General features: G+C 59.0%; 15 protein-coding genes. 10 read left to right on the top strand and 5 right to left on the bottom strand.

Features of this window, described 5'->3' with window-relative positions; all coding sequences use genetic code 11:
* Nucleotides 1-28 precede the first annotated feature (28 nt).
* Entirely contained in the window at nt 29-655 is a 627-nt protein-coding gene (locus tag ABIQ96_RS06140; RefSeq protein ID WP_348213682.1) for a class I SAM-dependent methyltransferase, read from the top strand.
* Nucleotides 656-679: 24 nt separating this feature from the next.
* On the opposite strand, the gene ABIQ96_RS06135 is transcribed toward ABIQ96_RS06140, so the two are convergent.
* Nucleotides 680-973 (bottom strand): hypothetical protein, encoded by a 294-nt coding sequence (locus ABIQ96_RS06135; protein WP_348213681.1) that lies wholly within the window; start codon nt 971-973, stop codon nt 680-682.
* Between ABIQ96_RS06135 and ABIQ96_RS06130 the strand changes: the two genes are divergently transcribed.
* Nucleotides 972-1,181, top strand: coding sequence for a hypothetical protein (locus ABIQ96_RS06130; protein ID WP_348213680.1), 210 nt, complete (start codon nt 972-974; stop codon nt 1,179-1,181). The two genes, ABIQ96_RS06135 and ABIQ96_RS06130, sit on opposite strands and share 2 nt — an antisense overlap.
* 24 nt (nt 1,182-1,205) lie before the next feature.
* Nucleotides 1,206-3,554 carry a tetratricopeptide repeat protein gene (locus ABIQ96_RS06125; RefSeq protein WP_348213679.1) on the top strand — a complete coding sequence of 783 codons (2,349 nt, stop codon included), beginning with the start codon at nt 1,206-1,208 and terminating at the stop codon, nt 3,552-3,554.
* Between the two features lie 52 nt (nt 3,555-3,606).
* Here ABIQ96_RS06125 and ABIQ96_RS06120 read toward each other — a convergent pair whose 3' ends face one another.
* The 3 genes from ABIQ96_RS06120 to ABIQ96_RS06110 all read right to left on the bottom strand — a co-directional run bounded on the left by ABIQ96_RS06120 (nt 3,607) and on the right by ABIQ96_RS06110 (nt 7,184).
* Nucleotides 3,607-5,703, bottom strand: coding sequence for a tetratricopeptide repeat protein (locus ABIQ96_RS06120; RefSeq protein ID WP_348213678.1), 2,097 nt, complete (start codon nt 5,701-5,703; stop codon nt 3,607-3,609).
* A 479-nt stretch (nt 5,704-6,182) separates the two neighbouring features.
* Entirely contained in the window at nt 6,183-6,491 is a 309-nt protein-coding gene (locus tag ABIQ96_RS06115) for a hypothetical protein (protein ID WP_348213677.1), read from the bottom strand.
* Between the two features lie 186 nt (nt 6,492-6,677).
* Nucleotides 6,678-7,184: a hypothetical protein gene (locus tag ABIQ96_RS06110; RefSeq protein ID WP_348213676.1), complete on the bottom strand. Its 507-nt coding sequence runs from the start codon at nt 7,182-7,184 to the stop codon at nt 6,678-6,680.
* A 351-nt stretch (nt 7,185-7,535) separates the two neighbouring features.
* On the opposite strand from ABIQ96_RS06110, the gene ABIQ96_RS06105 reads away from it, so the two are divergent.
* The 7 genes from ABIQ96_RS06105 (at nt 7,536) to ABIQ96_RS06075 (ending at nt 13,564) form a co-directional block, all read left to right on the top strand.
* Nucleotides 7,536-9,716 (top strand): excinuclease ABC subunit UvrB, encoded by a 2,181-nt coding sequence (locus ABIQ96_RS06105; protein WP_348213675.1) that lies wholly within the window; start codon nt 7,536-7,538, stop codon nt 9,714-9,716.
* 28 nt (nt 9,717-9,744) lie between these two features.
* Nucleotides 9,745-10,029, top strand: coding sequence for a hypothetical protein (locus ABIQ96_RS06100; RefSeq protein WP_348213674.1), 285 nt, complete (start codon nt 9,745-9,747; stop codon nt 10,027-10,029).
* A gap of 170 nt (nt 10,030-10,199) precedes the next feature.
* A complete protein-coding gene (locus ABIQ96_RS06095) occupies nt 10,200-10,619 on the top strand; it encodes a hypothetical protein (protein ID WP_348213673.1) in 420 nt (139 codons plus the stop codon).
* Between the two features lie 31 nt (nt 10,620-10,650).
* A complete protein-coding gene (locus ABIQ96_RS06090; protein WP_348213672.1) occupies nt 10,651-11,886 on the top strand; it encodes an FKBP-type peptidyl-prolyl cis-trans isomerase in 1,236 nt (411 codons plus the stop codon).
* Complete coding sequence (locus ABIQ96_RS06085) at nt 11,883-12,374, top strand: rhodanese-like domain-containing protein (protein WP_348213671.1); 492 nt, start codon at nt 11,883-11,885, stop codon at nt 12,372-12,374. Before ABIQ96_RS06090 ends, ABIQ96_RS06085 begins: the two co-directional genes overlap by 4 nt.
* 24 nt (nt 12,375-12,398) lie before the next feature.
* Nucleotides 12,399-12,719 (top strand): pyrimidine/purine nucleoside phosphorylase, encoded by a 321-nt coding sequence (locus tag ABIQ96_RS06080; RefSeq protein ID WP_348213670.1) that lies wholly within the window; start codon nt 12,399-12,401, stop codon nt 12,717-12,719.
* A complete protein-coding gene (locus ABIQ96_RS06075; RefSeq protein WP_348213669.1) occupies nt 12,719-13,564 on the top strand; it encodes a DUF2459 domain-containing protein in 846 nt (281 codons plus the stop codon). Before ABIQ96_RS06080 ends, ABIQ96_RS06075 begins: the two co-directional genes overlap by 1 nt.
* Here the strand turns inward: ABIQ96_RS06075 and tilS are convergent.
* A complete protein-coding gene (gene tilS, locus ABIQ96_RS06070) occupies nt 13,457-14,455 on the bottom strand; it encodes a tRNA lysidine(34) synthetase TilS (protein WP_348213668.1) in 999 nt (332 codons plus the stop codon). The two genes, ABIQ96_RS06075 and tilS, sit on opposite strands and share 108 nt — an antisense overlap.
* Nucleotides 14,456-14,463 lie beyond the last annotated feature (8 nt).

The raw sequence follows: 14,463 nt of genomic DNA, 5'->3' as shown, positions 1-14,463 counted from the left end.
ATGCATCTGCCAATGCATCGGTCCCTCCATGAGCTTTGACACCTTGGCTCCGTTCTACCGGGCGATGGAATTTTTCACCGCAGGTGGAAAACTGCAGCGCTGCCGGGTGGCGTTTCTCGGGGAAATTCCGATGCCGCGCAAGATCCTCATCGCCGGCGAGGGTCACGGCAGGTTTCTACCGGAATGTGTGAAGCGCTTTCCGGACGCCCGGATCGTGGTGGTGGATTTCAGCGCGAAGATGTTGGAAATCGCGAGGAGCAAGGTGGCTTCGGACCGCGTCGAATTCGTCCACGCAGATTTCCTGGAGCTGGTGGGCCCTAGCGGCGAGTTCGACCTCATCGTCACGAATTTCTTTCTCGATTGTTTCGTTGGGAAGGATCTCGCGTTGGTGGTGGCGAAACTCGGAAAAATGGCCGCGCCTCGTGCGGACTGGCTGTTAGCCGACTTCGAGATTGCTCCTGAAGGAGCCGCCCGATGGCGCAGCCGGATCATCGTGGGGATGCTCTATCGGTTTTTCCGCGCCGTCGCCGGGCTCCGGGCAAACCAGCTTTGCCCACCGGATGAGGAAATCACCAAAGCCGGATTCGCCCGCTACCAACGCGAGACCTACGACTGGGGCCTACTGAAAAGCGAGTGGTGGCGGCGTGGATCTTAACGGGGCGCGAAATCTCCCGGCAGATCATTTCGCGGCTTTGATGTCCATTACCTTGTCAGTGGGTATCCAATGATCGTAGTTCCCTTCATTCACGACCAGCCAGTTCGGTTGCATGGCGATCAGGGTGCCGTTGATCTTGAATGCCGGCTGCGTGCTCAGCGGCCAGGTAATCACCGTAACATCTACCAACTTTCCAATCGGCGGGGCTCCGGGATCCGAGCCGGGAGCCGCAGCCGCAGCAACCTTTTCCGTATTCATCAGGAAACCGACGCACAGGGCGCCCCCAACAACCGCAGCGTAGATAAGATTTGTTTTCATGGCCTTCGAAGATCACCCGCGTTCCAGCCCTTGTCATCTTGAAAAATCCGGCTTCACCCCGCACCGCCACGCCACCTATAACCATGGTTTGTTGAAAAAAAGTGGTGGGCCGGCGGAAAATGTAATGGCGGTCTGTGAGCGTCGCCTCCTTGGCATTGTTCCTTCCCTCCGACCGCTACTCCTGTTACTGATTCCATCGGTTATCTGAATCCTAAGGCACCGGCATCCTCCCATGCACCCTCCCAAGATCTTCATTTCCGCCACCAGCGGCGATCTGCGTTCCATCCGCCAGATCGTCAAGGAGGCATTGCTCACCATTAACTGCCACCCGGTCGAGCAGACGAACTTCGAGCCGGACGCCCGCACGGTGGAGAACATGCTGCGGGGAAAAATCGGCGATTGCCAGGCACTCATCCACATCTGCGGCATACGTTACGGGGCGGAGCCGGACATCGCCACCTTGCCGCCGGGCACCCCGCGCCGGAGTTACACGCAGTTGGAATATCACATCGGCCGCCAGCTTCAGGAACAGCGCGGTGACGACCACTTCCGCGTCTATACCTTTATCTGCCTCGAGGATTTCCCTTATGATGAGGCACCAGACGCCGAGCAGCAGGAAAAGCGCGATCTCCAAAAGGCCCACCGCTCCCGCCTCTTCGATGATCCCCACCTCCGGGAAAAACCCAAGGACGGCGACGATCTCAAGCTTCGAGTCCTCGCGCTCCAAGAACAGGTCTTCGCTCTCCAGCAGGAACAAGCCGAGGTGAAAATCGAAGTCCTCCGCAACCGACACCTCGGCCTCAAGATCGCCACCGTTTTTCTGCTCCTCCTAGGCGGCATCTACGGTGGCATCCGGCTCCTTCAGCGAGGACAGGAAATCGTAATCGCCAAGCAGGACCGGCAAACCGGAATGCTGGAGTTTCACGCCGACCTCCTCAAGGAAGCCGTCGTCCAACTCGAAAAACTCACCGAGGAAAAAAAACTGCTTGGCATTAGGATCAACAATCTGCCCCGCGAAGACGTTGAGAAAGAACTTGCCGTTCGCGTCGGAGTCTCCGCCGTGGAACTCCGCCTCAATATCGAGGCCGGGAAGCGAAGCCACGACGCCCTCGTCCGCGCCCGCGCCAACCTCTTGGCTGGCAAACCCGCCGACGCCATCACCGCCGCCGAGGAAGTCGAAAAGGCCGACTCCGCCGCCATCGCCCGCTTGCTGGAAGCACTCAACATCAAGGCCGACGCCTTCTATCAGACCGCGGAATATGAGAAATCCCTCGCCACCCACCGGCGGATCTCCGGACTAGCTGATCAAACCGCCGATCCGCTTGCCTGGGCCGATGCCCAGCACGGCGTGGCCATCGACCTGAGAGAACTGGCCCGCTATTCCGAAGCCGCACCCTTGATGGAGCAGGTCATCACCATCAAGGAACAGGAACTTGGCCCGGACGATCCCTCCGTTGCCATGTCCGTTCGCAATTTGGCCGAAATTTTGCAAATGCAGGGAAAACTGGCTGAATCCGCGATTCTCTGTCGCCGCGCACTGGAAATCGACGAGACGAAGTTGGGCAAGGACGACCCGGCTGTCGCCAAAGATCTCAACCAACTGGCGAGTGTGCTTCAGGCCCAGGGCAAGCTGCCGGAAGCGGAGCCACCGCTCCGTCGGGCCCTGGAAATTGCCGGGGCAAAGCTGGGAAAGGATGACCCGGACGTCGCCAGAGGCCTCAACAATCTGGCAGGCTTGCTGAAAGCCCAGGGCAAGCTGGTGGAAGCGGAGCCCCTCTTCCGTCAGGCACTGGAAATCAGCGAGGCCAAGCTGGGCAAGGAGCACCCGGATGTGGCCGTCGAACTCAACAATCTGGCCGACCTGCTGGAGGCCCGGGGCAGGGCGCGTGAAGCAGAGCCGCTCTTGCGGAGATCCTTGGAAATCGGCGAGGCGAAACTGGGCAAAGACCATCCGGACATTGCCACCCGACTCAACAACCTCGCGACTCTGCTGCAAAGCCAAGGGAAACCGGCGGAGGCGGAGCCACTCTTCCGCCGGGCCATCGCAATTGATGAGTTGAAACTGGGAACTGCCCATCCAGGACTTGCTACTGATTACATCAACCTGGCTTCCTTGATGCATGCCCAAGGCAGATTGACCGAAGCCGAACCCCTTTTCCGACGGGGGCTGGAGATCAACGAGACGGCTTTGGGAAAGGACCATCCGAGCGTGGCCAAAAGCCTCAATAATCTGGCGAATTTGCTGAGAGTCCAAGGCAAACCCGCGGAGGCGGAACCGCTCTTCCGCCGGGCGATCGAAATTGGCGAGGCCAAGCTCGACAAAGATCATCCCGACCTCGCCATCTGGTTCCTCAATCTAGCAGTCTTCCTCAGGGACCAAGGCCGCCCCGCGGAGGCGGAACCATTCTACCGCCGGGTGATCCAAATCGCCCTGCACCACCGGAAGCGGTATGGAGAGGCAGTTCCGAATGAGGACAAGATGCTGGAGAAATATGCGGAGCTTTTGCAAAAACTCGGCAGGAGCGAACCGGAAGTCACTGGGGAAATCCTCCACCTCAGACAGGAAGCGGGGCTGGAATAGAGTTAGATTCGGGAAAGTTCCGCGCGCCTGAGGAGATCGGGTTGCGGCGGGATCAGTCACCGCCCAGCCGCTTTACCAGCAGCTTGGCATTCTTCGATTGCTCATTCTCTTCTCCCAAAACCTTCTTCCACCCCTCCAAAGCTCGTTTGGCAAATTCCAAGCCATGCTGCCGTTTCCCTTGGGATTCCAAACACAGCGCGAGATTGAAAAAATTTGCAATCACGGTGAGATGTTCTTTGCCAAGAACCTGCTCCTGTATTGTCAACGCGAGGCGATATTCATTCTCCGCATCCACGTATTTGCCTTGGGAATGCAAGACCGTACCAAGAGTCATTCGGCAAAATAACGTATCGGGGTGTTCCGCGCCAAGTACGCGTTCCATGGCAGGCAACACGCCGCGGTATTCCTTCTCCGCATCCGCATGTCTGCCTTGGGAAGCCAGGTCCCCTGCAATCTCTGTTCGGGTGATCAAGGTATCGGGATGATCTGAGCCGAGTTTACGCTCTTGATCAGTTAGTATCGCGCGATGTTCCTTCTCCGCCTCCAGATTTTTGCCGCGGGCATTGAGAATATTGGCAATCCCTCCCCGGACCTTGAGAGTATCAGGGTGCTCCGCGCCGAGCACGCGCTCCATGGTGGGCAACACGGCACGGTATTCCTGCTCCGCTTCCCTATATTTGTACTGGGAATAAAGGGCTCCTGCGAAGTTTACGCGGCTCGTGATGGTATCGCGGTGCTGCGGGCCGAGTATACGCTCCCGGATAGCCAGAACGGTGTGGTATCCTGTCTCCGCCTCCAAATATTTTCCTTGGGAAAGCAAGGCACTAGCGAGGTTCATCCGACTCATGAGAGTAGCGGGATCCTCCAAGCCCAAGACACGCTCCTCGATGGTCAGGATGGCACGGTGTTCTCTCTCAGCCTCAGCGTATTTCCCTTGGGTATAAAGAGCATTGGCCCAGAGGCTGTGCGAGCGGAGAAAGAATATGACTTTCTCCGAATTAGTTTCTTTCTGACCCGCTTTCCAGACACATTGGGAGACGCGGGCTTGCTCGTCGTATTGCCCGCTCAAATAGAGAAGCCAGCCAATATCGTTTTGGACTTCCACCCACTCCATAAGATCTTGCTCTTCACTGGTGAGGGCGGCGGCGGCATAGTAGTGGGCGAGGGCGCGTTCGTACTGGACCTGCTCGGTGGCGGATTGACCGGCAAGAACCAAGGCTGCGATGGCGTCCTTGATCGGTTGGCCGGCGGCGGCAAGCGAACGATCTTTTGCACGGAGGGCGGCAGCTTCGGCCTCCGCGAACTGTTGGGTGACGAATAAAGCGTTGGCCCGGTCAAGTTCCGACGTATCCGTTTGGAGGATGAGCTTCTTCGCGAATCCGGGTAGTTGCTTGGCCAACGTCCCGGGCGGGAGTTTCAGGCCTTCTTCAAGGCTCACGTAGGCGCGGGCTATTGGGTCTTCTTGGGGGGCGACTTGGTGCGCCTCGGCGACGGCTGCGGGAAGGGCACGGACGGCGGCAAGAAGCTGTGCGTTCTGCTGGGCAATGTGATCCAGCGTTTCGACGGTGCCTTTCTGTTTTAAAACCATCCAGCCGATGCCGCCGAGGGCGAGAAGGAGAAGGCCGACGATGGCGGCGGCCCACTGGCGGGCGCGGCGGCGGAGTTTGGCGAGGTCGTCGCGAAGGCGGAGGACAATGTTTTCGGTGTGGAGGAGGTCGGAGCTGCCGTGATAGAGATTGCCGTGGGCGCGGACCTGGATCCGGTAGGTTTCCTGGAGTTGGCGGAGTTCGGCAGGCTCGGGATCGGCGGGATCGACGGGGTGATTTTCGTCGAGGATGATGTACCAGACAGGCTTGCCTTTCTGGCGAGCGTAGAGGGCTTCGTATTGGGTGTAGGAGATTTGGCCGAAGTCGGGATCGGGCGTCTTCGGGCCGTCGCCGTAGCGGTAACCGACGATCTGAATGACGGCTTGGGATTGATCGACCCATTTCCGCAGGACCGCGAGGAGGTCGCCGGTGTCGGTGGGGGCGATGTCCTGCCACTTGGGCTCGTAGCCGAGTGAGATGAGGGTCTTGGCGACGAGGTCGCGGGCGGAGTGGAGTTCCCTGCTGACCGCGGAGATGAAGATCACAGGGCGGGAACTCAGCATGCTGGAACTCTGTCAGATTTCGCGCAGCGTGGCAAGAGATGGGACGGCCCGGGGTGGCCGAAGGAAAAACCGGCGGCAGTGCCATGCTACTTGCAGCGGAGACGGACTCACAGAGCGAAGCGAACGAGGAAGCTTTTCCGCATTGCCCCACAGTATTAGTCCCGATGGATTGATTTGTCTCCACCGTATCAGTTGCCCTCAAAGGTCCTTCGTCTTTTTCGCTTTTGGCTGTATTGCTTTTGGCTTTTTCTCCGGGTCCGGTGGAGCGTCGGCAGTGAGTTGATTGGAATAGCGAACGATGAACTCGTAGGGACTCCACGAATAGGACAAGTGGACCGCGACCGTTCGATCTTCGTTGTGAAGACGATCCTTGATATGCCACGTCCAGTTGCCTTCCGTGTGGCCGCCGTCGCCGGATCTCTCAATTTTCCCGTATTTGGCGGAGAGGGATTTGAACAGTTTCTCAAATAACAGATTTCTCAGCGGAACGCCATTCGCACCATTGCCCGGCGGGATGGTGAGGTAGACGGTGCCGACTGCAAACGTGACTCAGTGAACTCGAGTTCGATCCGGTCGACCGGGTAGTCAGCGAATGTCCCGCCCACGCATATGAGTTTGGTCGCGGACATTTCCTTAGTCTTCACGTCCGGCCTCTTCAGCATCAGCTCCTCGGCTCTCGCAGGTGTCGAGGACCATGGGATGTCCAGAAATTCGGATGGAGGCTCCGCCGCGTCGAGCGAAGCTGTTGCCACGAGCGAAACGACGATCTGCGATAGGAACGACTTCATGATGTTTTTAATGGTTTCCGCCGGACAGCGTGTGGTTCAGCGGGGATACTGGGAATCCGGGTTAGCTGCGGCAAGGAGGGAATCGATGGATTCCCGTTCATTCACGACAAGCGGGGTGGAACTTTGATGCGGATGGATTGAGCAGGCTCCCAACGCGTCAGGCATGGCTTGGCCGGCGCGGGTTGTTTACTTGGTCGGTTTCCCAACGGTTAATGTCACGGGCTTGCCTCCGAGTCGGGCGATTTCGATGGGAGTGTCCAATGGGTAATCACCGCTCCGGGCGGTGACAGTGAAATGGTCGGACAACTGCGTGGCGCGCGGCAGGATGGAGGTGGACGAGCCACCCGCATAACTGCCGTTCGGAATCTGCGGGCGGATCATCGTCTGGATAAAGACGTCGTCGCCTCCTGCGGGCTCGATGCGGCTGGCGATCAAAGCGACGCTGCCCTCGCGCGAGCCGCTCGTGTCCGCGTCGGGAAGCGTGACCGAACTGTGGCCCGAGGACTCATCCACGGAGATGGATCCTGCGGCTGCCGTGCGGATCGAAAGCAGCGCGGCGCAAGCGTCCTTGTCGGTCCCTACGTTTTGAAGCGTCAAGCGGAACCCGGCAGGCGGCGCTGGGGCGGTTCGGTTGCAGCCGAGGAGCAAGAACGGCGTCACTCCAATGATGAGGACAAATCGGGGGATGTTCATATGACTAACAGTGTGATGGTTCAGCGAAGATATTGGGAATCAGGATGAGGTCCGGCAAGGAGAGAATCGATTGGATTCCCGTTCCTTGACGACAAGCAGGATGGGACCGGATGGGAGTCGACGGGCGGGTATCTGGCGATGATCCCCGCGCGGGCCGGGGAGGACTTATGGAGTGCGGGGGGAAGCGATAGCGCCACACCGCTTTGGATTCTTGCGTGGATGCGGGGCGATGGAAAACAAGGGGAGCCGGTTTATCCAAAGCGGTGTCGCCGCTGCGCTTTGCCACCGCAGTCCATGGGAAGTGGCGAAATAAATTTCGCGGTCCGGCGAATCCGGCTTATGAAATCCGGCATGCCGTTCCGACTTGAGAGTGACTACCAGCCTGAGGGTGACCAGGCGCAGGCGATTGCGAAGCTGACGAAATCGCTGACCGCGGGAAACCATCACCAGACGCTGCTGGGGGTGACGGGGTCCGGGAAGACGTTCACGATGGCGAACCTGATCCGCAACCACGGCAAGCCGACGCTGATCATGTCGCACAACAAGACGCTGGCGGCGCAGCTCTACTCGGAGTTCAAAAATTTTTTCCCGCACAACGCGGTGGAGTATTTCGTTTCTTATTTCGACTACTATCAGCCGGAGGCCTACATCCCGCGGAGCGATACCTACATCGAGAAGGATTCGTCGATCAATGACGAGATCGAGCGGCTGCGGTTGAGCACGATGGGTTCGCTGCTGACGCGGCAGGATACGATCGTGGTGGCGTCGGTTTCCTGCATCTACGGCTTGGGCTCGCCGGACGACTATCAGAACATGATGGTGCCGACGTGGGTGGGGCAGAAGCTGACTCGGGAGGAGTTTTTGAATTCGCTGGTCGGGATGTTGTTCGAGCGGAATGACATCGCTTTCGGCCGGGGAAAATTCCGGGTGCGCGGGGATGTGGTGGAAGTTCATCCGGCGTATCTCGACGAGACGGCAATCCGGGTGGAGTTCTTCGATGACGAGGTGGAGCGGATCACGAGCATCCACACTCTAACCGGCCACACGATCGACCGGCTGGAGAACCACACGTTTTTCCCGGCGAAGCAGTTCGTCACGCCAGGCGACAAAATGAAGCGCGCGATGGTATCCATCCGCGAGGAGGCGAAGGAGCAGGTGACTAAGTTTGAGAAGGAGGGCAAGCTGATCGAAGCGCAGCGGCTGCGGATGCGGACGGACTATGATTTAGAAATGATGGCGGAGATGGGATTCTGCCAGGGCATCGAGAACTACTCGCGCCACATTACGGGGCGGGAGCCGGGTGCTAGGCCTTACACGCTGCTGGATTTCTTTCCGCGGGATTTCCTGCTGTTAGTGGACGAGAGCCACGCGACGATCCCTCAGGTGGGCGGGATGTATGAGGGCGACAAGAGCCGCAAGACGGTGCTGGTGGATCACGGATTCCGCCTGCCGAGCGCGCTGGACAACCGGCCGTTGCGCTTCGAGGAGTTCATGCAGATGACGGGACAGCGGGTCTATGTTTCTGCGACGCCGGGGCCATTCGAGATCGTGAATTCGCGGCCGGAGAACAAGAACTACATTCCGGTAAAATCGAGCCGCGAAGAAGGCGGGCTCAATTTATTCGACCTCAAAAAACTCCGCGTGAAACCCAGTGGCAACGACGAGCCGGTGGAAAAATTCGATCCGTCGAAGCGCGGCACGCCGTTGGTCGTGGAGCAGATCATCCGGCCGACCGGATTGCTTGATCCGGTGTTGATCCTGCGGCCACTGAAAGGGCAGATCGACGAGACGATCGAACTGTGCCGCCAACGGGTGGAACGGCACGAGCGGGTGCTGGTGACCACACTCACCAAGAAGACGGCCGAGGACCTGAGCGAGTATCTGCTAGGGACCGGACTGAAGTGCCGCTACCTGCACTCGGACATCGACGCGGTGGAGCGCGTGGAAATCCTGCGCCAGCTCCGTGCGGCGACTTTTGACATTCTGATAGGAATCAACCTGCTGCGGGAAGGCCTCGATCTGCCGGAGGTTTCGCTGGTCTGCATCCTCGACGCGGATAAGGAGGGATTTCTCCGCAACGAGACGTCGATGATCCAAACCGCCGGCCGCGCCGCACGCCACATCGGCGGGGAGTGCGTGCTTTTCTGTGACAAGGTCACTGATTCCATCCAGGCACTCATCGATGTCACGGAATACCGCCGCAGCCGACAGCAGGCGCACAACGAGGAGCACGGGATCACGCCGCAGAGCGTGAAACGAGCGCTGCAGCACAGTTTGCACACCCACGAAAACGCCCGGCAACACGCGGATAAACTCAACAGCTCGCTCGTCGCCGAGGATGAGACGACTTACGACAAGCTGCGGGTGATTTCCGAGTTAGAGGAGGAGATGCGGGAGGCATCGTCGCGGTTGGAATTCGAGCGAGCAGCCCATTTGCGAGATCAGATCAGCGCGTTGAAAAACAACACTCCGGCCCCGCCGATGAAGGCGGTCAAGTATCCCGCCGGAAAAAAAGGCCGAAGCCGCAAATGACTGCGGTCTTGACCCTGAAGCCCTTTTCATGCATGGCTTTGGCGTGTTTCATCCGAAAACAGACCGGCCTTATTTCGATGCCTGGCTGCGCCGGACCGGCCGGCAATTTGCGGTGAGCGGGCGTTTGACGCAGACCGCCGCCGCTCTATCCGCTACGGAGGGTGGCACGGTGGAGGAATGGAGATCGCGTCTGAGAACCGTGCTGGAAGGCGGCGAGGAGCCTTCGCTGGACCTGCTGGTCCGGATCGACACGCTGCTGGCAGGGCCGTCGCGGAAATTGTGCCGCGACGATTGCCAAGGATCGCTGTTCTAATTCCCAGCCGGAGGGTCGGCGGGACTTTTCATTTCGAGACTGTCTGCAAATTTTTCAGGCCCGGGCTCTTCTTGCGTTTTTGACTTATACGCTTATAGGGTTATATCTGATTGAATAATTAATCCTGTTGTGATAGAACCCTGCTAACCGATTGTATTTATCCCGCGAGAATGCATCGATTCCACTCAAAATCCGTCATCCGGCGCCTCAGATTCGCCGCGTTTCTGTTATGCCTGAGGTATGTGTTGCCGGTGGCAACGGTGATCCTGCTGGCGATCTCGCTCCTGAAGAACGACCATCATATGATAAATGTCGCGTTGTCGATGGGGGCGGTGACGATTTTCAGCATCATCGTCCAATGCATCGTGGCGACCCGCGCGCTTTGTCCGTTGTGCATGACGCCGGTATTGGCCTCGAAGGGGTGCTCCAAACACCGGAATGCCAAGACCTTGCTGGGAAGTCATCGTTTCCGGGTGGCGGTGGCGGTGTTGTTCAAAGGATCGTTCACCTGCCCCTATTGCCATGAGTCTTCCGTGTTGGAAGTCCGCCCGAGGCACGGGATGAATTACGGCAGCAATTCCCGGAGTTGACAGGTTGGCTGCTTCCGTAAAGTTTCCGCCCATGAATTTCGTCACGAAATCCTTGCGAGCCATCATCCCAACCGCGGCCGGACTGGCACTTGCAATCTCAGTCCCCGCCCGCGCAGAAAACGCCATGCCTGAAACACCATCCGACGTCGCCGCCGCCCCCGCCGATGCAGCCAAAACCGCATCCGGCCTTGCCTCCAAAGTCCTGCAAGCGGGCAAAGGCGACAAGCATCCGGCAGCAGCCGACACCGTCACCGTGCATTACTCCGGCTGGACCACCGATGGAAAATTGTTCGACAGCTCCGTGCAGCGCGGCCAGCCGACCAGTTTCCCGCTCAACGGCGTGATCAAAGGCTGGACCGAGGGCCTCCAACTCATGGTCGAGGGCGAAAAGCGCCGCTTCTGGATCCCTGCGGAGCTCGGCTACGGCGAAAATCCCGGCGGCGGTCGTCCCGGCGGACTCCTCGTTTTCGATGTCGAATTGATTTCCATCAAACAGGCTCCCAAGCCCCCCACCCCACCCGCAGATCTCGCCGCCGCTCCTGCGGACGCTGAAAAATCAGCTTCCGGCCTCACCTCGAAGACACTCACGAAAGGAACCGGCAGCGCGCATCCGAAGGACAGCGACACCGTGAAACTCAATCTCTCGCTCTGGAGCACCGAGGGCCAACTTCTTCAAAGCACAGCCCAGCAGGGCGGCGGCCCCGCAGACATTCCTTTGGATTCCCTCCGTATCGGCGGCCTCGCCGAAGGCATCAAGCTGATGGTGACCGGAGAGAAGCGCCAAATGTGGATTCCCACGAAACTGGCATTCGGCGAGCATCCGCCGGAAGGTGTCCCCGCAGGCGGCTTGGTCGTGGAAGCGGAATTGGTTTCCATCAAGGAAGGCATCCCGGCTCCCGCCACTCCCTCCGATGTGGCTGCGGCTCCTGCCGATGCGGAAAAAACCGCGTCCGGCCTCGCCTCCAAAGTTCTCACAAAGGGAACTGGCAGCGCTCATCCGAAGGCCACGGATACCGTCACGGTCCACTACTCTGGCTGGACCACCGATGGAAAACTTTTCGATAGCTCCGTCAAACGCGGGGAGCCCACCAGCTTCCCACTCGATGGCGTGATCAAGGGCTGGACCGAAGGTGTCCAACTCATGGTGGAAGGCGAAAAGCGCCGCTTCTGGATCCCTGCGGAGATCGCCTACGGTGAGAATCCCGGTGGTGGCCGTCCCGGCGGACTCCTCGTTTTCGACATCGAGTTGATCAAAATCGGCAAATGACTTCGACCAGCTTCAGGCTTTCCGCCTTGGCGATGCTGATCGGAACTTCCTCATGTGCCCCATCCGCGCATGAGGCTCCGGCGAAACCGCCGGTTGCGGCGAAGGAAACTCCCGCCGCTCCGCACAAATCCGTGCGGATGAACGGCCGGGGCAAGATCACGTCGATTTCCATCCCGGATTTCTTCACGCTCCAGCAATCCGGCAAGGTCCTGCTGTACGACGCCCGTCCGGCGTTTTTCTATCATCTGGGACACATTCCCGGGGCCATCAGCATGCCGAAATCCGGTTGCGATGCGGAAATCGCCAAGCGTGAATCCGAAATCAAGGCCTCCATCGCCTCGAAAACACCGATCGTCGTTTACTGCACGAATCTCCTCTGCCCTGACGCCCGCACCGTCGCAATCCATCTGGCGGACAACGGCTACTCCTCTTCCACGCTGACAGGCGGCTGGGAGTCGTGGAAGGAAGCCGGCCTGCCCACTGAATAACTTCTAACTTATACCGATATCACCATGTCTTCGTTCTCCAATGTCACCGTCGATGCCAAAGCCAATGTCTATTTCGACGGCCGCGTCGTTTCCCACACCGTACATTTCGCGGACGGCACCAAGAAAACCCTCGGACTGATTTATCCCGGAAAATTTCATTTCGGCACTGCCGCTCCGGAGCGGATGGAAATCATTGCCGGCGCCTGCGAGGTGATTCTGGACGGTACCACCGAGGTCATCACGATCGAGGCAGGCACCGCCTTCGACGTCGCCGGTAACAGCGGATTCACGATCAAGGTGATCGACGGCATTTGCGAATACATCTGCTCGTTCCTTCCCGCCTGATGCCGAGCGCCGGTCGCATTGGAAAGCTGGCCCTGGCCATCCTGACGATGGTCTCGTTAGGGTCGTGCGGCATCCGGCTGCCCGACGTTCCCAAGCCGTCCTATCAGGCAGCGGCGCGGGATCCGGATTTCGTTCCGGACAAGGGCAGGAAGAACCCGGATGTGCTGGTCTGGTTGATTTCCGACAAGCTGCACACCGGGATGGTGTTCCCGTACGACTGGCTGATCGAGTCCGGCTTTATTCCTCCGAAGGGATTTGGAAATCCCAAATACGTCACCCTGAGCTGGGGCAATCGGACAGCCTACGTGGAAAAAGGCCTGCACTCGCCGGGGAAATTTTTCATGGCGCTCTTCACGCCATCGCCCTCGGTGATGGAGCTCATCCCGGCGAATTGGAACGTCACCGAAGTCTGTCCCTATCAGCGGATCTGGCGGAAGCTCGTCGCCCGTGGAAGAGGCAGGGATGTCGCAGCGTTCCTGAACAATTGCAGCAAACAAGGTTCCGATGGCAGGCCGATCGTCTGCGGCACGTCAAGCTGGGGTGGTGGCGTTCTACTGGAGTCCCGGCATGTGTATTTTATCCCGCGGATTTGCAATATCTGGACGGCCCAGGTCATCGAGTCGATGGGCGGAAAAATGAATCCATGGAACGCCGTGCTCGCGGACGGGCTGATCCGACAGGCGGAGAAACCGCCGAATGATTTCGAACAAATCTGGTGGGGCGGCGGCAATCATAACCTAACTCCCGAAGAACAATCGACCCTCGCGCCGCTTGAGCCATTTTCCACCGGGGAGATTCAGCACGGCGGGACCACCGGTGTCCAGCAGGCCAAGCCCCCGATCTAATAAATCTCGCGAAGGTGACGGAATGCCGTGGCCTTGCAGAAATTTCCGCAGCGCGGCTCGCTGCAGTGCGATCGGCAGTGATCGGAGGACCGGCAGATGCAGACGTCCTTGCGGATCGAGGACTTTCACCTGATCGAGCGCCCAGGATTCCAGCTGGTCGAGTTCTTCGGTTTCGGCAGCTCCCCGAATAAGGGAAAAAGCTGCATCACGGTTTGAGATTTCCGCCAGAAGCGGCAGAACTTCATTTCGAAGGCGGTTCCTAACGGCAACGGGCATGGCATTGCTCGCATCCTCACGCCAGCGATGGCCGTTCGCCACCAACCATTCCGTCAGTTGTTCCCGGCGCACCCCTAACAGCGGCCGGATCAGTTGCAGCGCGACACCGGATTTCGTCGTCAGTGTTTGCTCCGCTTTCATACCCCTGAGGCCGTGGGAACCACGCAGGAGATTCCATAAAACCGTTTCAGCCTGATCGTCCGCGTGATGCGCGAGAAGGATCCGCGAGCAACGATGTTTTTTCGCGCAATTCCCGAAAAATTCGTGCCGTGCGTTTCTCGCCGCGGTCTCCATCGATTCGCCGTCGGAATTCATCTGCGCCGTGACGTCGATCCGTGCCGTTTCAAATTCGAGTCCCAGATTTTTCGCCAGACGGCCGACGAATTTCGCATCTTCCGTCGATGCACGCCCGCGCAGGCCGTGGTCAAGGTGGCAAACCACGACATCCTTGAAACCCGCCCCAACCAACAAATGCAGCAGCGCCACCGAGTCCGCCCCGCCCGAGACACCGACCAGCCAGCGCTTGCGGCGCGAGGCCGCGGCAAACCAAGGGATGTTTTCAGCGAGCAGCACGCAGCTTTTTTGCCTGTCATTCACCGTCCGGACAAACCCCATTTTCGGAG

Origin of the sequence: Luteolibacter sp. (assembly GCF_039920825.1) — a bacterium.
Lineage (GTDB): Bacteria > Verrucomicrobiota > Verrucomicrobiia > Verrucomicrobiales > Akkermansiaceae > Luteolibacter.
This window is presented reverse-complemented; position numbering and strand designations above follow the sequence as displayed.

Excerpts from the sequence above, each read along its gene's own strand:
- ABIQ96_RS06080 (WP_348213670.1), top strand. The coding sequence starts at position 12,399 with ATGTCTTCGTTCTCCAATGTCACCGTCGATGCCAAAGCCAATGTCTAT.
- tilS (WP_348213668.1), bottom strand. The coding sequence starts at position 14,455 with ATGGGGTTTGTCCGGACGGTGAATGACAGGCAAAAAAGCTGCGTGCTG.
- ABIQ96_RS06135 (WP_348213681.1), bottom strand. The coding sequence starts at position 973 with ATGAAAACAAATCTTATCTACGCTGCGGTTGTTGGGGGCGCCCTGTGC.
- ABIQ96_RS06120 (WP_348213678.1), bottom strand. The coding sequence starts at position 5,703 with ATGCTGAGTTCCCGCCCTGTGATCTTCATCTCCGCGGTCAGCAGGGAA.
- ABIQ96_RS06125 (WP_348213679.1), top strand. The coding sequence starts at position 1,206 with ATGCACCCTCCCAAGATCTTCATTTCCGCCACCAGCGGCGATCTGCGT.
- ABIQ96_RS06075 (WP_348213669.1), top strand. The coding sequence starts at position 12,719 with ATGCCGAGCGCCGGTCGCATTGGAAAGCTGGCCCTGGCCATCCTGACG.
- ABIQ96_RS06105 (WP_348213675.1), top strand. The coding sequence starts at position 7,536 with ATGCCGTTCCGACTTGAGAGTGACTACCAGCCTGAGGGTGACCAGGCG.
- ABIQ96_RS06115 (WP_348213677.1), bottom strand. The coding sequence starts at position 6,491 with ATGAAGTCGTTCCTATCGCAGATCGTCGTTTCGCTCGTGGCAACAGCT.
- ABIQ96_RS06140 (WP_348213682.1), top strand. The coding sequence starts at position 29 with ATGAGCTTTGACACCTTGGCTCCGTTCTACCGGGCGATGGAATTTTTC.
- ABIQ96_RS06110 (WP_348213676.1), bottom strand. The coding sequence starts at position 7,184 with ATGAACATCCCCCGATTTGTCCTCATCATTGGAGTGACGCCGTTCTTG.
- ABIQ96_RS06130 (WP_348213680.1), top strand. The coding sequence starts at position 972 with ATGGCCTTCGAAGATCACCCGCGTTCCAGCCCTTGTCATCTTGAAAAA.
- ABIQ96_RS06100 (WP_348213674.1), top strand. The coding sequence starts at position 9,745 with ATGCATGGCTTTGGCGTGTTTCATCCGAAAACAGACCGGCCTTATTTC.
- ABIQ96_RS06095 (WP_348213673.1), top strand. The coding sequence starts at position 10,200 with ATGCATCGATTCCACTCAAAATCCGTCATCCGGCGCCTCAGATTCGCC.
- ABIQ96_RS06090 (WP_348213672.1), top strand. The coding sequence starts at position 10,651 with ATGAATTTCGTCACGAAATCCTTGCGAGCCATCATCCCAACCGCGGCC.
- ABIQ96_RS06085 (WP_348213671.1), top strand. The coding sequence starts at position 11,883 with ATGACTTCGACCAGCTTCAGGCTTTCCGCCTTGGCGATGCTGATCGGA.